An 18,559-nucleotide genomic window follows, 5' to 3' on the forward strand; every position below is an offset into this window, starting at 1 on the left:
TCCGCCGACGGGTCGGCGGAGCGGCGGCGCCCCGGGCGGGAAAGGGGTTCCCGCCCGGGGTTCGGGCCTGGTCCGGGAGGGGAGGCCCGGGGTCAGACCCGGTCGGTCCCGGAGGCCGCGCGGCGGCGGCGCACCAGCACCGTGCCCGCCAGGGCGAGGGCCAGTGCCGCGCCCGCGCCCGCCGTGGCGGTGGTGACGGCCGTGTCACCGCCGGTGTCCGCCGCGTGGGAGACCGGCGCGGCGGCCGGGGCCTGCGCCCGTACCTGTGCCGGGGCCTGCGCCCCGGGTCCGGCCGGGGCCTGGGCCCGCGGGTCGTAGCCGCCCGCCGCGCCCTTCTTCGCGTAGGCCGAGCCGGGGAGCTTGTCGCCGTACGCCCGGGCGACCCGCTTCCCGTACGCGGCCAGCGTCGTCCCGTTCCGGCCGACGGCGCGCACCGCGTCCTCGTCCAGCGGGAGGACCTTGCTGCCCTTCTGGACGTACCACGCGTCGATCTGCGGCTCGCGGAAGACGAGCCCGCCGGGCAGCAGGCGGCCGCCCTGCTCGGAGTAGCGGATCTCGTCGTCGCCGGTGGCTATGTTCACCACCTGCCAGCCGCTCGCCTGCCGCACGGTCCACAGCGAGGCCTTCCGGCCGTCCGGGGCGACCGCCCGGGTGGCGCGGAACTCGACGCGGGCGACCGGCGCCCCCGCCTTCCCGGCGACGAAGTCCGGGGAGAGGAAGCTCACCGGCACGGAGCCGTCCTCGACGCGCGGGGCGGCTGCCGTGCGGGCGGCGGCCCCCTTCTCGGCGCCCGTCTTGGCGCCCGCCTGGCTCTGGGCGAAGAACCGGGACAGGGTGTCCACGGTCTCCGGCGCGGAGGCGGCGAGCTCCGGGGTGGGCGCGGACGGGGGCGGCGCGGCGGCCGCCGTGGACGGGAACGCCCCCAGCAGGAGGAGCGCGGCGGTACCGAGGATTCCGGCGCCCGTGGCACGTGCGTTCATGGGGTTCACGCCGTCACGCCCCGATCCGGTAGAGCGAGTGGGTCCAGGAGAACGAGTTGTTGTTGGTGTACCAGGCGTGCGAGGCCCAGCTGTACCGGTCGCTGGAGGGCCAGGGGTCGCCCCAGTAGACCCAGCTGTTCGTGTCGTCGTAGCCGTAGATCACATGCATGTGGCCGCCGCCGCTGGACCACTGGATACGGGTCTCGACCGGCCGGTCCGCGTTGATCTCGGCCTGCACGGTGGGGTACCGCAGCCAGCCGGTCACGTACGAGCCGGGGCTGATCCCGGCCCAGCTCAGGCCGGTCTGGACGTTGCCGAGGGTGGCCTGGTTGTTGGGGCAGTCGTAGCCCTGCTGGCGGTTGAAGGCGGCGTTGCAGAACTGGTTCTGGCTGTAGTTGCGGCCGTACCAGGTGGCGATGGTGTTGCCGGCGGCGGCCCAGCACCAGTTGGTCTTCAGCTGGGCCTGCATGGTGATGTTCAGCCGCTTGGTGGCGAGGGCCGCCGCGGGGGCGGACTCGGCGGAGGCGGCGGAGGCGGGACCCGGCGAGGCGGACGCCGAGGTGGTGGGGACGAGGAAGAGGGCGGCCGCGGCGAGTGCCGCGAGGTTCAGCATTCTTCTGCGCATCGCGTTCCTCCCTGGAGCGGGGGGTGTGGGGATGGAGGATCGCGTCCGGACGCTGGTCAGGAGCATGTTCCGTTGTCCTGAGCCGGTCAACACGCTTCAATGCGGGGTGACATCGGACTGTGAACGGTGTGACCCGGGTGTGAACGGACACCCTCGGTCCACCTGCCCGCCCACCCCTCGCGGTGCGACGGTCCGTACCACCGCCGTGAACGTTCACTGAGGAGTCCTCGTGAGCCACACCGAGGCCGATCTGGTGCAGCTCCTGCACACCGGTCCTTTCCATCTGGCCCTGCGCACCGCGTTCGCCGTGCGCGGGCTGCCGCTCCAGCGGGTCCAGCACCATCTGGCGCACCGGGGCATCAGGGTCGGTGTGACGAGCCTGAGCTACTGGCAGCAGGGCGCCCGCCGCCCGCAGCGGCCGGAGTCCCTGAAGGCGGTCCGCGCCCTGGAGGAGGTGCTCCAGCTGCCGGGGAACTCGCTGCTGCGGCTGCTCTCGGAGGACGCGGCCTCACGGTCGGACGTGGAGCGTCCGGCGGGCCGGTCGTACCGCTCGCTCGTGGAGGCGTCCGGCTCGGTCGAGGAACTGCTCGCGGACCTCGAGTCACCGGCGGACGGTGGGCTGCACACCGTCGGGCACCACGAACGGGTGCGGATCGGGCCGGGCCGGGAACTGCTGGGGCGCGATTCGCAGCACGTGGTGCGGGCGCACCGGGACGGGGTGGACCGCTATCTGGCGATCCACCACGGGGACCGGGGCTGCGATCCGTCGCGGGTGGCGGTACGCGCCGTGGAGAACTGCCGGACCGGGCGGGTGCGGTGGCACGCGGAGACGGGGGTGGTGATCGCCGAACTGCTCTTCGACGCACGGCTGCGGGCCGGGGACACGTACCTCTTCTCGTACGGCTTCGAGGACGGTACGGCGGGGGCGAGCGGGGAGTACGTGCGCGGGTTCAGCTTCGCGGGCGGGCAGTACGTGCTTCAGGTGCGCTTCGACGAGGCGGCGCTGCCGGTGCGGTGCCGGAGGTTCGCCCAGGTCTCGGCAGGTGCCCCGCGCGGCGGGCGCGCGGAGCTGACGCTGAGCGGCAGGCACCGCACGGTGCACGTCGTGGAGCAGGGCGTGCGCCCGGGGATCCTGGGCGTGGACTGGGACTGGGCGTAGGGCGGAGCCCCACGGACGGGCGGGCGGGCGCCCGGAGGGGCGGCCCGTCCGGGGTCAGGCCTTGGGCGCGGTCTCGGGGCCCGCGATCAGTTCGCCGTTCACCACGCGGACCGGGATCTCGGGGAGCGGGACGGTGGCCGGGCCCTTGAGCGCCTTGCCGGTCGTGGTGTCGAAGCGGCTGCCGTGGCAGGGGCAGTTGCCCTCGTTCTCCTCGACCTTGTCGAGGACGCAGCCGGCGTGGGTGCACTGGGCGCTGAAGGCCTTGTACTGGCCCTTGGCGGGGCAGCTCACGACGAGGCGCTGCTCGCGGTAGAGCCTGGAGCCGCCGACGGGGATCGCGTCGGGGGACCCGAGCGGGACCGGGGCGGTCGGGGTGGGCACCTGGGCGTGGCCGAGCTTGGAGTCGGTGGAGCAGGCGGCTACTCCCAGCCCGGCGGCACCGGCGAGGGCGGCGCCTTTCAGGACGGTGCGACGGCTGGACTGGCCGGACATGTGCGCTCCACGGTGAGATCGGGGACAAGCCCCCCAGGCGGTGACCCGATCGACGATACCGGCGCCCTCCGGGCCTTCCGACGAGGGGGCCCGTCCGAGGCCCGTGGTGCAGGGACGGGCGGCGGCGGGACCCGCCCCGGGGCCGGTGGCCCTCCGGCCGTGGCACGGCCCGCGGTGCGGGCTCGCGGTGCGGGCTCGCGGTGCCGCCCCGGTCCTCCGCGCGGCGTACGCGGCGAGCTCAGGGGCGTTACGGGGTCCCCGGGAGCCGAGCCCGTGCGTACAGCCTGCCCGGGAGCCGAGCCCGTGCGTACGGCCCCTGGTGCCACTCCGGCGGTCCCGTCACGAGCGGGAGCCGCCGGACCCCGGCCCACGGAGGCTGTGAAGCCCTCCGGAGGCCGGATCCCGGGCTTGCGGATGCCCGGGGAGGCGCCCCCCCGGGATCCTCGCCCGGAGGCCGGCCCAGGACGCTTGAGGCCGGACCCGTGGAAGCCGGGGTCGTAGAAGCCTGGGTCGTAGGCGCAGGCGTCCGGACGCAGGGGTCTGCACACCGGCCCGGACGCAAGGGCCCGGACACCGGGCCCGGACGCACAGGTCTGGACGCCGGGTCGCCGTCTCCGGGCACGTCGCCCTGAAGGCGGCGACCGGGTCAGGGCCCAAGGTCGGTCCTGCCCGTCCCGGGTCCGTACGCCCGGGGTGTCACCCCGGGCGTACGGACCCGGACGCCCGGCTCAGGCCTTGCGGGATCTCGCCGTGGCCTTCTTCGCCGTGGTCCCGCCGGTGGCCTTCTTCGCGGCCGTCCTCCGTGCCGGAGCCGGAGCCTCGGCGACGGTCCCGGCCACGGCCTTCGCGGCCGTCGCCTTCCCGGCCGTCGTCTTCGCGGCGGTCTCCTTCTTGGCGGCGGTCTTCGCGGGGGCCTTCTTCGCGGCCGCCGTCTTCTTCACCGCCGTCTTCTTCGCGTTCTTCGCACCGCGCGGCGCGGGCTCCGCGTCGCTGATCCGGTCCGCGCCGAGGACCTCGCGGAGGAACTTGCCGGTGTGGCTGGCCGGAACCGCCGCGACCTCCTCCGGGGTGCCCTCGGCGACGACCAGACCGCCGCCGCTGCCGCCCTCGGGGCCCATGTCGACGACCCAGTCGGCGGTCTTGATGACATCCAGGTTGTGCTCGATGACGATCACCGAGTTGCCCTTGTCGACGAGGCCGGACAGCACCGTGATCAGCTTCGAGATGTCCTCGAAGTGCAGACCGGTGGTGGGCTCGTCGAGGACGTAGACCGTGCGGCCCGTCGAACGCTTCTGCAGCTCGGAGGCGAGCTTCACGCGCTGCGCCTCGCCGCCGGAGAGCGTCGGCGCGGACTGGCCGAGCCGGACGTATCCGAGGCCGACCTCGTGGAGCGTGCGCAGATGGCGCGAGATCGTCGGGACGGCCTCGAAGAAGTCGAGGGCCTCCTCGATCGGCATGTTCAGGACTTCGGCGATGGACTTGCCCTTGTAGTGGACCTCCAGGGTCTCCCGGTTGTACCGGTCGCCGTGGCAGACCTCGCACGGGACGTACACGTCCGGGAGGAAGTTCATCTCGATCTTGATCGTGCCGTCGCCGGAGCAGTTCTCGCAGCGGCCGCCCTTCACGTTGAAGGAGAACCGGCCGGGCAGGTAGCCCCTGACCTTGGCCTCCATCGTCTCCGCGAAGAGCCTGCGGACGTGGTCGAAGACACCGGTGTACGTCGCCGGGTTCGACCGCGGGGTACGGCCGATGGGCGACTGGTCGACGTGCACGACCTTGTCGACGAGGTCGTCGCCGTCCACCCGGGTGTGGCGTCCCGGCACCGACTTGGCGCCGTTCAGCTCGCGCGCCAGATGGGTGTAGAGGATGTCGTTGACCAGGGTCGACTTGCCCGATCCCGAGACGCCGGTGACGGCGGTGAGGACGCCCAGCGGGAAGGAGACGTCGATGTCCCGCAGGTTGTTCTCACGGGCCCCGTGCACGGTGAGTGCCCGGTCGGGGTCGATCGGGCGGCGGATCTCCGGTGTGGGGATGCTCCGGCGGCCGGACAGGTACTGGCCGGTCACCGACTCCTCGTTGGCGAGGAGCCCCTTCATGGTGCCGGAGTGGACGACCTTGCCGCCGTGCTCACCGGCGCCGGGGCCGATGTCGACGATCCAGTCGGCGATCTTGATGGTGTCCTCGTCGTGCTCGACGACGATGAGCGTGTTGCCCATGTCCCGGAGCCGGACCAGGGTCTCGATCAGCCGGTGGTTGTCGCGCTGGTGGAGGCCGATGGACGGCTCGTCCAGCACGTACAGCACACCGACCAGACCGGAGCCGATCTGGGTGGCGAGCCGGATGCGCTGGGCCTCGCCGCCGGAGAGGGTGCCCGCGGCACGGTTGAGCGAGAGGTAGTCGAGGCCGACGTCGACGAGGAAGCGCAGCCGCTCGTTGACCTCCTTGAGGACCCGCTCGGCGATCTGCTTGTCCCGGGCGTTGAGCGTGAGGCGGGAGAGGAACTCGGCGCAGTCGCTGATGGACATCGCGGAGACCTCGGCGATCGACCGGTCCATGACCGTGACCGCCAGGACGATCGGCTTCAGACGGGTGCCCTCGCAGGTGGGGCAGGGCACCTCGCGCATGTACCCCTCGAAGCGCTCGCGGCTGGAGTCGCTCTCGGCCTCGGTGTGCCGCCGCTTGACGAAGGAGACGGCACCCTCGAAGGCGGGGGTGGTGTAGGCCCGCTCCCGTCCGTACCTGTTGCGGTAGCGGACCTCGACCTGGGTCTTGTGCCCGTACATCAGGGCCTTCTTGGCGCGCTGCGGCAGTCCCGCGTACGGGATGTCCGTGCGGAAGCCGAGGGCCTGGGAGAGACCGCCGATGAGCCGGCCGAAGTACTCCTTGGTGTGCCCGTGCGACCAGGGGTGGATGGCGCCCTCGTCGAGAGACTTGTCCTCGTCGGGGACGATCAGCTCCGGGTCGACCTCCATCCGGGTGCCGATGCCGGTGCAGTCGGGGCAGGCGCCGAAGGGCGAGTTGAAGGAGAAGGAGCGGGGCTCCAGCTCCTCGAAGGACAGGTCGTCGTACGGGCAGTAAAGGTGCTCCGAGTACATCCGCTCGCGCTCGGGGTCGTCCTCGGGAAGGTCGACGAAGTCGAGGACGACCATGCCGCCGGAGAGGCCGAGGGCGGTCTCGACGGAGTCGGTGAGGCGGCGCTTGGCGCTGTCCTTGACGGTGAGGCGGTCGATGACCACCTCGATCGTGTGCTTCTCCTGCTTCTTCAGCGTCGGCGGTTCGCTGAGCTGCACCGTCACGCCGTCGACCCTGGCCCGGCTGTAGCCCTTGGTCTGCAGGTCCGCGAAGAGGTCGACGAACTCGCCCTTGCGCTCGCGCACGAGCGGGGAGAGCACCTGGAAGCGGCTGCCCTCGGGAAGCTCCAGGACCCTGTCGACGATGGCCTGCGGCGACTGGCGGGAGATCGGGCGGCGGCACTCGGGGCAGTGCGGCTTGCCGATGCGGGCGAAGAGGAGGCGGAGGTAGTCGTAGACCTCGGTGATGGTGCCGACCGTCGAGCGCGGGTTGCGCGAGGTCGACTTCTGGTCGATGGAGACGGCGGGCGACAGACCTTCGATGAAGTCGACGTCCGGCTTGTCCATCTGGCCGAGGAACTGCCGTGCGTAGGAGGAGAGCGACTCGACGTAGCGGCGCTGCCCCTCGGCGAAGATCGTGTCGAACGCGAGGGAGGACTTGCCCGATCCCGAGAGCCCGGTGAAGACGATCAGGGAGTCACGCGGGAGGTCGAGCGAGACGTTCTTGAGGTTGTGCTCACGAGCGCCACGGACGATGAGACGGTCGGCCACGCCGGTCCGCACCTTTCTTCAGAGAGCGGATGTGCCAGAACATCCAACGCTTCAAGCATGCCGGATGCTTCCATCGAGCCTATAGCACGCACATTCGATTTCCGGCCTCCCGGAGACCTCTTCACCCGAACGAGTGGCGGCCCCCCGGTGGCGCTAGGGTCGGCGCCATGATCGACCACGAGAGTGACCTCGCCCACGTCCACGAGGCGACCGAGAAGCTGCTCGCCTCGGCCGCCTCCCTCGACGACGCCGCGGTGGCCGGGCCGTCACGGCTGCCCGGCTGGACCCGGGGCCATGTGCTCGCCCATCTCGCCCGCAACGCCGACGCCCTGGTGAACGTCCTCCGGGGCCTCCCCATGTACGCCGACGCGGCGACCCGCGACGCCGACATCGAGCGGGACGCGGGCCGTCCGCTCGCCGCCCAGCTCGCCGATGTGCGGGCGAGCGCCGAACGGCTCCGGGACGCCGCCGCCGGGCCCGCCGACTGGAGCCGCACCGTCGAGCTCCGCAACGGCGTCACCGACAGCGCCTCCCGCATCCCCTTCCGCCGCTGGGTGGAGGTCGCTCTGCACCACGTCGACCTGGGCATCGGCTACGAGCTGGAAGACCTCCCCGAGGAGTTCACCGCCCGTGAGACCGCGTTCCTCGCCGACCGCTTCACCGGCCTGGACACGGTCCCCGCGACGACCCTCCGCTCCCCCGGCGGCGGGACCTGGACGACCGGCGGCGGAGCGGGCGGGGTCGTCGTCACGGGCCCAGCGCCCGAGCTGCTCGGCTGGCTCGCCGGCCGCCGCGACGGCACGGCCCTGAAGACGGAGGGCGGCCCGCTGCCGACCCTCCCGGCGCTCTAGGACGTGGGCGGGGCCCCTCGCCTCCGGGGGCCCGGGGCCGGGCGCGATCCGAAGAGGACGGCCTAGTCTGGGCCCATGACGTACAGCGGAGTGGTGAAGGTCGGCGGACCTGCGGACGTGCACGAGCTGACGGGCCTGATGATCTCGAAGGTCGCGGTCGGTCCGATGGACAACAACGCGTATCTGCTGCGCTGCCGGGCCACCGGCGAACAGCTGCTGATCGACGCCGCCAACGACCCGGCGACGCTCCTCACCCTGATCGGTGACGACGGCGTCGGGGCCGTCGTCACCACCCACCGGCACGGCGACCACTGGCAGGCACTCGCCGAGGTGGTCGCCGCCACCGGCGCGGTGACGTACGCGGGCGCGTACGACGTGGAGGGCGTCCCGGTCCCGACCGACGTCCCCGTCGAGGACGGCGACACGATCCGGGTGGGCCGCGTCGAACTGACCGCGCGCCGACTGGTCGGCCACACCCCGGGCTCGATCGCCCTGGTCTACGACGACCCGCACGGCCACCCCCACGTCTTCACCGGCGACTGCCTGTTCCCCGGCGGCGTGGGCAACACCTGGGAGAACCCGGAGGCCTTCGCGAGCCTGATCCACGACGTGGAGACCAAGCTCTTCGCGGTCCTCCCGGACGAGACCTGGGTCTACCCGGGCCACGGCCGGGACACCACGCTCGGTGACGAGCGCCCGTCCCTCGCGGAGTGGCGCGAACGCGGCTGGTGAACCCCCCGGCACCGGGAGCGCGCGGCTCAGCGGTCGCGCGCTCCCGCACGCCCCCGTAACCCGGACGGCCGCGGGGTAGTTGGCGCGACATGCGTCCCAGTCACTCTCCGTCGCGGCCCGCGCCACCGGCACGGCCGCCCTCGTCCCCCTCGATGGGACGGCTCGCCACCGCCTCGCTCGTCGGCACCGCCATCGAGTTCTTCGACTTCTTCGTCTACGGGACGGCCGCCGCCCTCGTCCTCGGGCCGCTCTTCTTCCCATCCTTCTCCCCGCTCGCCGGGACCCTCGCCGCCCTCGGCACCTTCGCCGTCGGCTTCGTGTCCCGGCCGCTGGGAGCGGTCCTCTTCGGCCACGTGGGCGACCGCTACGGCAGACGCCCGGTCCTCTTCGCCTCGCTGCTCCTGACCGGCTGCGCCACCGTCGCGGTCGGCTGCGTCCCCGCGTACGCCACGATCGGGATCGCCGCGCCCGTACTGCTGGTGGTGCTCCGCTTCCTCCAGGGCCTCGGCCTCGGCGGCGAGTGGGGCGGGGCGGTCCTGCTGACCGCGGAGCACGCCCCCGCCCACCGGCGGGCGCTGTGGGCCAGCTTCCCGCAGATCGGCCCGGCGCTCGGCTTCCTGCTGGCGAACGGGGTGATGCTGGCCCTCTCGGCCGGGCTGAGCGACGCCGAGTTCCGCTCCTGGGGCTGGCGGGTGCCGTTCTGGGCCGCCGGACTGCTCGCGGCGGGCGGGCTGCTGCTGCGCTCCTCGCTGGCGGAGACCCCGCAGTTCGAGGAACTGTCCACGTCCGGGCGGCGGGCGGGCGCGCCGCTGGCCGAGGTGGCCCGTGACCACTGGCGGCTCGTCCTGCTGACCGCCGGGGCGCTCGCCGTCGGCTACGCCACCTTCTACGCGGTCTCCGTATGGGCCCTGGCGTACGGCACCGAGCGTCTCGGGGTGAGCAGCACCGTGATGCTGACGTGCGTGATGGCGGCGGTGGCGATCAAGGGGGCGGTGACGCCCCTCGTGGCGCTCCTGGCGGACCGCTGGGGCCGCCGCCCGCTGTGTCTGGCCGGGTGCGCGGCCTCGGCGCTGTGGATGTTCCCGATGGTGGCCCTGCTGCACACGGCCCGGCCACCGCTGATGTTCCTCGGCTTCCTGGGCGCGCTGCTGGCCTTCATCACCATGTTCGCCGTCGTGGCCGCGTATCTGCCGGAGCTGTACGAGCCACGGGTCCGCTGCACGGGTGCCGCCGTCGGCTACAACCTCGCGGGGGTCCTGGGCGGCGCCCTGACGCCCATCGTCGCCACGACCCTGTCCCAGGGCGGCTCGGGCCCGCCCTGGGGTGTCGCGGCCTATCTGACGGTGGTCGCGCTCGTCAGCCTGGGCTGTTTCGCGCTGCTCCCGGAGACGCTGCCGAAGCGGGCGGAGGAACCCGCGCCCGAGCCCGCCGCCGTCTGAGGCCCTCCGGAAACGGCGACGGCCGGCCGGAGTGGGGTCCTCCGGCCGGCCGCTGCCGTGTGTGCCTCGTCAGGCGCCGATGCTGTCCTTCTCGGCGCCGTCGGAGTCCACGCTCTCGGCCGCAGCTCGCTCGGACTGCTTCTTGGAGGCGATCAGGCTGGTGATCGTGGTGATGACCAGAACACCGCAGATGACCGCGAGCGAGAACGGGATGGAGATCTCCGGGACGTGCACCCCGGACTCGTGCAGTGCGTGCAGCACCAGCTTCACACCGATGAAGCCGAGGATCACCGACAGGCCGTAGCTGAGGTGGACCAGCTTCTTGAGCAGGCCGCCGATCAGGAAGTACAGCTGCCGCAGACCCATCAGGGCGAAGGCGTTGGCGGTGAAGACGATGTACGGGTCCTGGGTCAGGCCGAAGATCGCCGGGATGGAGTCGAGGGCGAAGAGGACGTCGGTGGTGCCGATGGCGAGCATGACGATCATGAGCGGGGTCATGATGCGCTTGCCGTTGTTCTTGATGAACAACTTGGTGCCGTGGTACTGGTCGGCGACGCCGAACTTCTTCTCGACCGACTTGAGGAGACGGTTCTCCTCGAAGTCGTCCTCGTCCTCTCCGGAGCGCGCCTCCTGGATGAGCTTCCAGGCGGTGTAGATCAGGAACGCGCCGAAGATGTAGAAGACCCAGGAGAAGTTCGCGATGATCGCGGCGCCCGCGGCGATGAAGATGGCGCGGAGCACGAGGGCGATCAGCACACCGATGAGCAGCACGCGCTGCTGGAGGTGCGAGGGGACCGAGAACTTCGCCATGATCAGGACGAAGACGAAGAGGTTGTCTACGCTGAGTGACTTCTCGGTGATGTAACCGGCGAAGAACTCGCCGGACGCCTGGCTGTTGCCGAAGATCAGCAGGCCGACTCCGAAGAGCACGGCGAGCACGATCCAGACGATGGTCCAGATACCGGCTTCCTTGACCGACACGTCATGGGGCTTGCGCCCGATGAAGAAGTCGGCTCCGATGAGGGCGATCAGACCAAGAATGGTCAGCACCCACAGGGTCATTGAAACGTCCACTGCGCCTCCGGCGTCGTACGGCTACTGATCAGCGTCGTCGCTGCCGGAGGTCTCTTCCACCCGAGCGACGATGTCGCCGGGCCGACGCCCCGGGATCGGATCCTCTTGGATCCGTCCGTATTGACGGGTACGCCGCGCATGGGGAGTACTCCCCTCCGCACCGAGAAGATTACCTGAAAGCCCAAGAGAAGGTAAAGGCCAGGGTAAAGAGGGTCCAAGATGCCAGGTCAGGGCTGATTGGCCGGTCGGCCGGCCGCCACCCGGGCGAGCACCTGCCGGAGGACACCGCTGCCCGGGGGAAGCAGCGGCGGCTCGTACGACCAGGAGTGACCGACCCAGGGGTCGGCGAGATGGTCGTCGGACACGGGCGTGAGCCGCAGCAGCGAACGCCACAGCGGGTCGAGCAGCGGTCCGTACGCCGACGCGTCCTCCCGCGACGCCACCATCAGCAGGTGCACGCCGACCGAGGGGCCCTCGTCGGCCAGGTACCGCAGCCGGGTGACGGCCCGGTCGTCGAAGCCGTGCGGGAAGTCGTGCACGAGCAGCAGCTGCCGGGACGTGTCCAGACCCGGCGGAAGCGCGTCCGCCGCTCCGTTCCGCAGCGCCATCTGCACCAGGTCGACCCGCTCGGTGAGCTGCTCCAGGACGGCGGAGACTCCGGCCGCGCCCCGGGCGGGCGGGGCGGCCAGGACACCGCTGTCCACCAGGGGGGCGAGTGCGGCGGCGCCCGCGCCCGCGGGATCCACGACATGGAGGGCGAAGCCGCCCGCGGGGTGCGCCGCGAGCAGCCGGGCCGCGTGCGCGACCGCGCTCTCCAGGGCCAGCCGCCGCAGCTCCGTCTCGTCGAGGAGGGCGGCGGCCTCGGAACGGCCCCGGTCGCCCGAGTCCACCCAGAGGCCGCGCTCCAGCGGCAGCCGGACCAGCATGGGGATGCGCAGATCGGGGCGCTCGGGCAGGTGCAGGTCGCCGAGGCGGACGGCCATCGGCTCCTCGGCCGGGACGCGGTAGGCGTGCCAGACGGGGTGGTCCCAGCGGGCGTACGCGGCGGGCAGGGCCGGTTCGACGACCTCGGACTCGGCCTTGAGCTGCGCGAGGTCCCGGTCGAGGGCCTCCCGGGCCCGTGCGACCAGTTCGTCGTGCCGGGCTCGGGCGGTCGCGCGGGCCGCGTCGTTGGCGCTCCCGACCCGGGAGCGGTAGTCGGAGAGGGACTGGTCCAGCTCGCGGTCGAGGCGGGACTCGGCGAAGTCGCAGGCGCTGCGGTAGGCGGCGGTGGTCCGGGACAGGTCCTCGAACATGCCCCAGACCTGGTTGTAGAGGCGTTCGTCCATGGACCAGCCGGAGGCGTCCCCGGCGACCGGTGCGGGCGCGGTCCGGGCGGGGTCGGGAGCGGCGGCGGGCTCCCGGCGACGGCGGGGGTGGGCGTAGTCGACGGGACCGCCGGACCCGGTTCCGGCGGCCGGGGCAGGCCGGGCGGCCGACGGGGTCGCGGGGGCGACGGGTGTCGCCGCCGGGACCGTCGGTGGGGCGGTCGGCGGGGCCGTCGGCGGGGCCGTCGGGGCGGTCGGGGCGGTCGCGGTCGGGAACTGGGCCGGGGGCGGGGACGGCACCGGGGTCCCGGCCGGGGTCGCCGTCGGGTCCGGGGACAGTGGCGCCGGGTGCGCGGTCCGCTCGGCCCGGGGGGTGCGCGGTGGCGCGGCGGCCGGGGCCGGTACGGTCCCGGCGGCCGTCTCCAGGATCGACGCGGCCAGATCCGCGGGACGGTCCAGGCCCTGGTCGCCGAGGAGTTCGGCGAGCCCGCCCTCGTATCCCTGGCCCATGGCCCGGACCTTCCAGGCGCCCTGGCGGCGGTAGAGCTCCAGGGCGACGACGGCGGACTCCCGGTCGAGGCCGGTGATCGTGTAGGTGGCGATCTCGGTGCCGTCGGGGTCGGTGACGGCGACGAAGGGGGCGGCGACGGTGCCGAAGCGGGTGGCTCCACCGGTGCGGGGGCCGGGCAGCGCCAGGAGGACGGAGAGGCGGTGGACGGTGCCGGGGACCGCGTCCAGATCGACGCCGAGGCGGTGGCCGGCGGCGGCCGGGCCGGGTACGTCGACGCCGGGACGGGAGGGGGCGCCGGGGTGGGCGATCCACTCCGGGCCCGTGACCCGGCCGCGCTCGTCACCGAGGGTGGCGCCGAGGAGGACGGGGTGGCCTGCCGACACGCGGATCTCCAGGCGGGTGTCGGGCAGGGAGTGGTTCTGCCCCCGGACCAGCTCGGCCGTCATCGACTCTGTCCCCTCAGCGTTTCCGGCGTGGTGCGAACGGTTTCAGGCGGAATGGTTGCGGTTCACGCGGACAGCTCCCGGGCCCGCGCCGCCGGGAGCTGTGGGTGCCGCGCGGTTCTGCCCGGCCGTCTCCCCCGCCGCCATCGGCCTGACCGGCGGGGATGCGGGGGAGACGGCCCGGACGGCCGGGCGTGCCGGGCGTCGCCCGGCGGGCGGGACTATCGAAACCCGCCCTAGAGGTGCGGCAGGATCGAGGGGATCAGGTCCTTGAAGGTGCGGCCGTTGGCCGGGTTGCCCAGGGCGGTCATCTGCCAGCCGCCGCCGACCCGGTGCACCTTCGCCATGAGCTGCGCGGTGTAGTTGCCGCCGCCGTCGAGGGTGTAGCGCGCGAGTTCCTGACCGGTCGTCTCGTCGACGATGCGGCAGAACGCGTTCTGCACCTCCTGGAACGTCTGGCCGGTGAAGGAGTTCACCGTGAAGACGATCTGGTCGATGTGGACCGGGACCCGCTCCAGGTCGACCAGGATCGCCTCGTCGTCGCCGCCCTGTCCGGCGCCGCCCACGAGGTTGTCACCGGTGTGCTTGACCGAGCCGTCGTCGCTGACCAGGTGCTGGAAGAAGACCACGTCGACCGGCTGCTTCTCGGCGAAGAGGACGGCCGAGGCGTCCAGGTCGATCTCCCGGGTGCGCGAGCCGAAGAGTCCGCGGCGCGGCGCCGCACGCCAGCCGAGTCCCATCCGCACCTGGCTGAGGCTGCCTCCGCCCTTCTTCTCCAGGCTGATGGCCTGACCCTTGGTCATGTTGACCGACACGCGTCTGCCCCTCTCGTTGGCGTTCTCCGCGACCGCTGCCGCACTGTGCGCGCGGTTGTCCAGCACCCTACGCAGCGGCACCGACACCGCGCCGGTACGGTCCGGTTTCGTGTCGGTCTTGCAACACACCGGACCATCTGTCCCGCTCCGGCCCGCCCGTTCAGGCGAGTCCCGCCTCCTTCATCTGGCGCAGCTCCTTCTTCAGCTCCCCCACCTCGTCGCGGAGCCGGGCGGCCACCTCGAACTGGAGGTCGGCGGCGGCGGCGCGCATCCGCTCGGTCATCTGCTCGATGATCGAGGCCAGTTCGGCGGCGGGCCGGTCGCCGAGCTGGACGGCGGAGTCCGTCCTGGCACCCTTGCCCCTGGCCTTGACGCCGTGCGTGGCGAGCGCGGGGACGGGTGCCTTGGCCCCCTTGCCCTCCTTGGCCTGGCGGTAGCCGGTGCCGAGCAGTTCCTCGGTGTCGACCTCCTCGCGCGCGAGGCTGACGACGATGTCGTTGATCTTCTTGCGGAGCGGCTGCGGGTCGATGCCGTGCTCGGTGTTGTACGCGACCTGCTTCTCGCGGCGGCGATTGGTCTCGTCGATGGCCTGCTCCATCGCGGGGGTGATCCGGTCCGCGTACATGTGGACCTGTCCCGAGACGTTACGCGCGGCACGGCCGATGGTCTGGATGAGGGAGGTCCCGGAGCGCAGGAAGCCCTGCTTGTCGGCGTCGAGGATGGCGACGAGCGACACCTCGGGGAGGTCGAGGCCCTCGCGGAGGAGGTTGATGCCGACGAGCACGTCGTACTCCCCGGCGCGCAGTTCGCGGAGGAGTTCGATGCGGCGCAGGGTGTCGACGTCGCTGTGCAGATAGCGCACCTGGACGCCCAGCTCCAGGAAGTAGTCGGTGAGGTCCTCGGCCATCTTCTTGGTGAGGGTGGTGACGAGGACCCGCTCGTCGCGCTCGGTGCGCAGCCGGATCTCGTGGACCAGGTCGTCGATCTGCCCCTCGGTGGGCTTGACCACGATCTCGGGGTCGACGAGGCCGGTGGGGCGGATGATCTGCTCGACGAAGCCGTCGCCGCGGGACAGCTCGTACGTCCCCGGGGTCGCGGAGAGGTAGACGGTCTGGCCGATGCGCTTCTGGAACTCCTCCCACTTCAGCGGGCGGTTGTCGAGCGCGGACGGCAGCCGGAATCCGTGGTCGACCAGGGTCCGCTTGCGGGAGGCGTCGCCCTCGTACATGGCGCCGATCTGCGGCACGGTGACGTGGGACTCGTCGATGACGAGGAGGAAGTCCTCGGGGAAGTAGTCGAGGAGGGTGTTGGGCGCGGAGCCGGGCTCGCGTCCGTCGAAGTGCATCGAGTAGTTCTCGATGCCGGAGCAGGAGCCGATCTGGCGCATCATCTCGATGTCGTACGTGGTCCGCATCCGCAGGCGCTGGGACTCCAGGTGCTTGCCCTGCTTGTCGAGCTCGGCGAGGCGTCCCGCCAGCTCCCGCTCGATGTCGTTGACCGCGCGCTCCATGCGCTCGGGGCCCGCCACGTAGTGGCTGGCGGGGAACACGTACAGCTCGCGGTCCTCGCTGATGACCTCGCCGGTGAGCGGGTGGAGGGTGGAGAGGGCCTCGATCTCGTCCCCGAACATCTCGATGCGGACGGCCAGCTCCTCGTACACCGGGAAGATCTCGATGGTGTCGCCCCGGACGCGGAAGGTGCCCCGGGTGAACGCGAGGTCGTTGCGCGTGTACTGGATGTCGACGAAGCGGCGCAGGAGCTGGTCGCGGTCCATCTCCTCGCCCACCTTGAGCGGGACCATCCGGTCCACGTACTCCTGGGGGGTGCCGAGACCGTAGATGCAGGAGACGGAGGCGACCACGATGACGTCCCTGCGGGTGAGCAGGGAGTTCGTCGCGGAGTGGCGGAGCCGCTCCACCTCCTCGTTGATCGAGGAGTCCTTCTCGATGTAGGTGTCCGACTGCGGGACGTACGCCTCGGGCTGGTAGTAGTCGTAGTACGAGACGAAGTACTCCACCGCGTTGTTCGGCAGGAGCTCGCGGAACTCGTTCGCCAGCTGGGCGGCGAGCGTCTTGTTCGGCGCCATCACCAGGGTGGGGCGCTGGAGCTTCTCGATCATCCAGGCGGTGGTCGCCGACTTTCCGGTGCCGGTGGCGCCGAGGAGCACGACGTCCTTCTCACCCGCGCGGACACGCCGCTCCAGGTCGGCGATGGCCGTCGGCTGGTCGCCGCTGGGCTGGTAGTCGCTGACGACCTCGAAGGGCGCCAGCGAACGTTCGATCTTGGAAACGGGCCGCATGCAACCACCGTACGACCCGGCACCGACAGTCGGCCGCCGATCACCAGTCCTGGGAGCGGTGGATCCCCCGGTGGACGCTGCCGCGCGGGCTCCGGCCGCCGGGGCGGGCCGGCCAGTGCGACGGCCGGCCGTAGGACGGGACGTGGCGGGGGGCGGGTATGCCGGGCCGGTGCACGATCCGGGCGGCGGACCGCCGCCGGTCCGGGTCGCCCATGACGAGCAGCGGATCGAACATGACGACGACGGCGGCGAGGATGAGGAAGACCGCCGGGCCGATCAGCATCGGCAGCAGCAGCGAGGCGGCGGGATCGCCGGTGCCGGGGCCCGCGCCGATGGCGTGCAGATGGACGCTGACGGCGGACATGGCGGTGTAGTGCATACCGCTGACGGCCACGCCCATCACCAGGCTGGCGCCGAGACTGGCCAGGAATCCATGGACGGAGACGGCCGCCCAGAGGGCCGCGGTGGCGGCGACCACGGCGATCACCACGGAGAGGGCGACGGTGAGCGTGTCGTACTCGACGCGCCCTCGCAGTCGGATTCCGGCCATGCCCAGATAGTGCATGGTGGCGATGCCGAGGCCGGTGACGGTCCCGCCGGTGACCAGGGTGAGCGCGGTGGCGCCCCGGTAGCCGACGATGAGGATGCCGACGCCGACCATGAGGACGGCGACGGCCAGGCTGGCGAAGGTGATGGGGCGGTCGTAGGCGACGGGCGCCTGCTCGACGGAGAAACCCATCATGGCGATGAAGTGCATGGTCCAGACACCGGCGCCGATCGAGGTGGCACCGAGGACGAGCCAGCCCGCCTTGAAGCCCTCGCCGTGGCGGAGCGAACGGGTGGTGCACCGCAGTCCGAGGGCTCCGCCGAGGCAGGCCATGAGGAAGGCGGCTATGGGTGTCACGAGCCCGTAGTTGAATCCGTCGATCGTCCCCTGCATGTGCGTGCGCCCTCCACCCCTGGTGCCACGTCGTCCGAAAACAGTCGGCACCGCTGGGTAGTACTACCGGGGCGAGATTATGGCGCGCCGGGAGTTCCACGACCATGTGACCGGGGATTTTTCAGTCGTGAGACCTGAGCGAGACCACTCCGTGATCTTCCGGGCGGTCCGGTCCCCCGCACGGACGGGCGGGCCGCTCATGGCCGGAGTGCCCCCGGAGAGTGCCCGTGACGGGCCGGACTGTCGGTGGCGGCCCGTACCGTGGGCGGCATGGACATCGAGGCGGGGGCGACGGACGGCGGGCGGGCCGTACCGGCGGAGTGGACGGTCATGGCGAGCGACATCGGACCGCTCTTCCTCGCCGCCACCCCGAGGGGACTGGTGCGGGTCGAGTTCCACGCCGACACGGCGCGGCGCGCGCGGATGCTCGCCCGGCTGGCGGGGCAGCTCGGCGCGGAGCCGGTGGAGTGCGCCACGGGGCTGCTCGCCGGGGCGATACGCCGGTTCGACCGGTACTTCGCGGGCGAGCCCGGCCCGATCGACCTGCCCCTGGACTGGAGCCTGACGGCCGGGTTCAACCGGCGGGTGCTGCGCGAGCTGGCGACCGGCGTGCCGTACGGCACGGTCGTCGGGTACGGCGAGCTGGCGCGGCGCGTGGGGCAGCCGGGAGCGGCGCAGGCGGTGGGCGTGGCGATGGGCGCCAATCCGCTGCCGGTGGTCGTGCCGTGCCACCGGGTGGTGGAGAGCGACGGCGGTCTCGGCGGCTTCGGGGGCGGTCTGGAGACCAAGCGGCAGCTGCTCGCCCTGGAGGGCGTCCTTCCCGCGCCGCTGTTCTGAGGGCCGGGGAGGGGACCACCGGCGTGGGCGTCCGGGGCGCCGGTGCGTCAGCGCGTCGAGCAGGTCGGTTCGCCGGTTCGCCGGTTCGCCGGTTCGCCGGTTCGCAACGAGAAGGCCGGACGCGACGAGGAGGCCGGGGCGCCGGTGGGCCGGTTCACGGATGGGCCGGTGCGCGCCGCCCCGCGCGGCTGCTGCTGTTCCGCGGGTCCAGCT

General features: G+C 72.1%; 14 protein-coding genes. 5 read left to right on the forward strand and 9 right to left on the reverse strand.

The genetic code is table 11. The features are described 5' to 3' along the window. Window positions 1-92: 92 nt before the first annotated feature. Both ACIRQY_RS08460 and ACIRQY_RS08465 read right to left on the reverse strand, forming a co-directional pair. On the reverse strand, window positions 93-980 hold the full coding sequence (locus ACIRQY_RS08460) for a hypothetical protein (protein WP_403923047.1): 888 nt from the start codon (window positions 978-980) through the stop codon (window positions 93-95). Between the two features lie 13 nt (window positions 981-993). Then, window positions 994-1,605, reverse strand: a complete 612-nt coding sequence (locus ACIRQY_RS08465; RefSeq protein WP_351794823.1) for a papain-like cysteine protease family protein — start codon at window positions 1,603-1,605, stop codon at window positions 994-996. 229 nt (window positions 1,606-1,834) lie between these two features. On the opposite strand from ACIRQY_RS08465, the gene ACIRQY_RS08470 reads away from it, so the two are divergent. Then, entirely contained in the window at window positions 1,835-2,764 is a 930-nt protein-coding gene (locus ACIRQY_RS08470; RefSeq protein ID WP_351794825.1) for a hypothetical protein, read from the forward strand. Between the two features lie 54 nt (window positions 2,765-2,818). Here the strand turns inward: ACIRQY_RS08470 and ACIRQY_RS08475 are convergent, their stop codons facing one another. After that, window positions 2,819-3,256, reverse strand: a complete 438-nt coding sequence (locus ACIRQY_RS08475) for a Rieske (2Fe-2S) protein (RefSeq protein WP_351794827.1) — start codon at window positions 3,254-3,256, stop codon at window positions 2,819-2,821. A gap of 728 nt (window positions 3,257-3,984) precedes the next feature. Next, window positions 3,985-7,098: an excinuclease ABC subunit UvrA gene (gene uvrA / locus ACIRQY_RS08480; protein ID WP_403923050.1), complete on the reverse strand. Its 3,114-nt coding sequence runs from the start codon at window positions 7,096-7,098 to the stop codon at window positions 3,985-3,987. 167 nt (window positions 7,099-7,265) lie between these two features. On the opposite strand from uvrA, the gene ACIRQY_RS08485 reads away from it, so the two are divergent. From ACIRQY_RS08485 to ACIRQY_RS08495, 3 genes are all read left to right on the forward strand, one after another. Then, complete coding sequence (locus tag ACIRQY_RS08485) at window positions 7,266-7,949, forward strand: maleylpyruvate isomerase family mycothiol-dependent enzyme (protein ID WP_403923052.1); 684 nt, start codon at window positions 7,266-7,268, stop codon at window positions 7,947-7,949. Between the two features lie 75 nt (window positions 7,950-8,024). Then, a complete protein-coding gene (locus ACIRQY_RS08490; RefSeq protein WP_403923054.1) occupies window positions 8,025-8,681 on the forward strand; it encodes an MBL fold metallo-hydrolase in 657 nt (218 codons plus the stop codon). Window positions 8,682-8,833: 152 nt separating this feature from the next. Next, on the forward strand, window positions 8,834-10,120 hold the full coding sequence (locus tag ACIRQY_RS08495; RefSeq protein ID WP_403923056.1) for an MFS transporter: 1,287 nt from the start codon (window positions 8,834-8,836) through the stop codon (window positions 10,118-10,120). A gap of 69 nt (window positions 10,121-10,189) precedes the next feature. On the opposite strand, the gene ACIRQY_RS08500 is transcribed toward ACIRQY_RS08495, so the two are convergent. The 5 genes from ACIRQY_RS08500 to ACIRQY_RS08520 form a co-directional block, all read right to left on the reverse strand. Further along, window positions 10,190-11,194, reverse strand: a complete 1,005-nt coding sequence (locus ACIRQY_RS08500; RefSeq protein ID WP_403923058.1) for a TerC family protein — start codon at window positions 11,192-11,194, stop codon at window positions 10,190-10,192. A gap of 227 nt (window positions 11,195-11,421) precedes the next feature. Then, on the reverse strand, window positions 11,422-13,458 hold the full coding sequence (locus ACIRQY_RS08505; RefSeq protein WP_403923060.1) for a TerD family protein: 2,037 nt from the start codon (window positions 13,456-13,458) through the stop codon (window positions 11,422-11,424). 233 nt (window positions 13,459-13,691) lie between these two features. After that, complete coding sequence (locus tag ACIRQY_RS08510) at window positions 13,692-14,270, reverse strand: TerD family protein (RefSeq protein ID WP_351779854.1); 579 nt, start codon at window positions 14,268-14,270, stop codon at window positions 13,692-13,694. Between the two features lie 160 nt (window positions 14,271-14,430). After that, window positions 14,431-16,569 (reverse strand): excinuclease ABC subunit UvrB, encoded by a 2,139-nt coding sequence (gene uvrB / locus ACIRQY_RS08515; protein WP_403923061.1) that lies wholly within the window; start codon window positions 16,567-16,569, stop codon window positions 14,431-14,433. A gap of 40 nt (window positions 16,570-16,609) precedes the next feature. Next, window positions 16,610-17,509, reverse strand: coding sequence for an MHYT domain-containing protein (locus ACIRQY_RS08520; protein WP_351779005.1), 900 nt, complete (start codon window positions 17,507-17,509; stop codon window positions 16,610-16,612). Between the two features lie 270 nt (window positions 17,510-17,779). Here ACIRQY_RS08520 and ACIRQY_RS08525 point away from each other — a divergent pair, with 270 nt between their 5' ends. Next, complete coding sequence (locus tag ACIRQY_RS08525) at window positions 17,780-18,346, forward strand: methylated-DNA--[protein]-cysteine S-methyltransferase (RefSeq protein WP_403923063.1); 567 nt, start codon at window positions 17,780-17,782, stop codon at window positions 18,344-18,346. The last annotated feature ends 213 nt before the right edge of the window (window positions 18,347-18,559 follow it).

The sequence above is a fragment of the Streptomyces sp. NPDC101490 genome (assembly GCF_044767145.1).
In the GTDB taxonomy this organism is placed as follows: Bacteria; Actinomycetota; Actinomycetes; order Streptomycetales; family Streptomycetaceae; genus Streptomyces.

Bases quoted from the DNA above. Each gene is read 5' to 3' on its own strand.
- ACIRQY_RS08460 (WP_403923047.1), bottom strand. From the start codon at position 980: ATGAACGCACGTGCCACGGGCGCCGGAATCCTCGGTACCGCCGCGCTC.
- ACIRQY_RS08465 (WP_351794823.1), bottom strand. From the start codon at position 1,605: ATGCGCAGAAGAATGCTGAACCTCGCGGCACTCGCCGCGGCCGCCCTC.
- ACIRQY_RS08475 (WP_351794827.1), bottom strand. From the start codon at position 3,256: ATGTCCGGCCAGTCCAGCCGTCGCACCGTCCTGAAAGGCGCCGCCCTC.
- ACIRQY_RS08485 (WP_403923052.1), top strand. From the start codon at position 7,266: ATGATCGACCACGAGAGTGACCTCGCCCACGTCCACGAGGCGACCGAG.
- ACIRQY_RS08490 (WP_403923054.1), top strand. From the start codon at position 8,025: ATGACGTACAGCGGAGTGGTGAAGGTCGGCGGACCTGCGGACGTGCAC.
- ACIRQY_RS08495 (WP_403923056.1), top strand. From the start codon at position 8,834: ATGGGACGGCTCGCCACCGCCTCGCTCGTCGGCACCGCCATCGAGTTC.
- ACIRQY_RS08505 (WP_403923060.1), bottom strand. From the start codon at position 13,458: ATGACGGCCGAGCTGGTCCGGGGGCAGAACCACTCCCTGCCCGACACC.
- uvrB (WP_403923061.1), bottom strand. From the start codon at position 16,569: ATGCGGCCCGTTTCCAAGATCGAACGTTCGCTGGCGCCCTTCGAGGTC.
- ACIRQY_RS08520 (WP_351779005.1), bottom strand. From the start codon at position 17,509: ATGCAGGGGACGATCGACGGATTCAACTACGGGCTCGTGACACCCATA.
- ACIRQY_RS08525 (WP_403923063.1), top strand. From the start codon at position 17,780: ATGGACATCGAGGCGGGGGCGACGGACGGCGGGCGGGCCGTACCGGCG.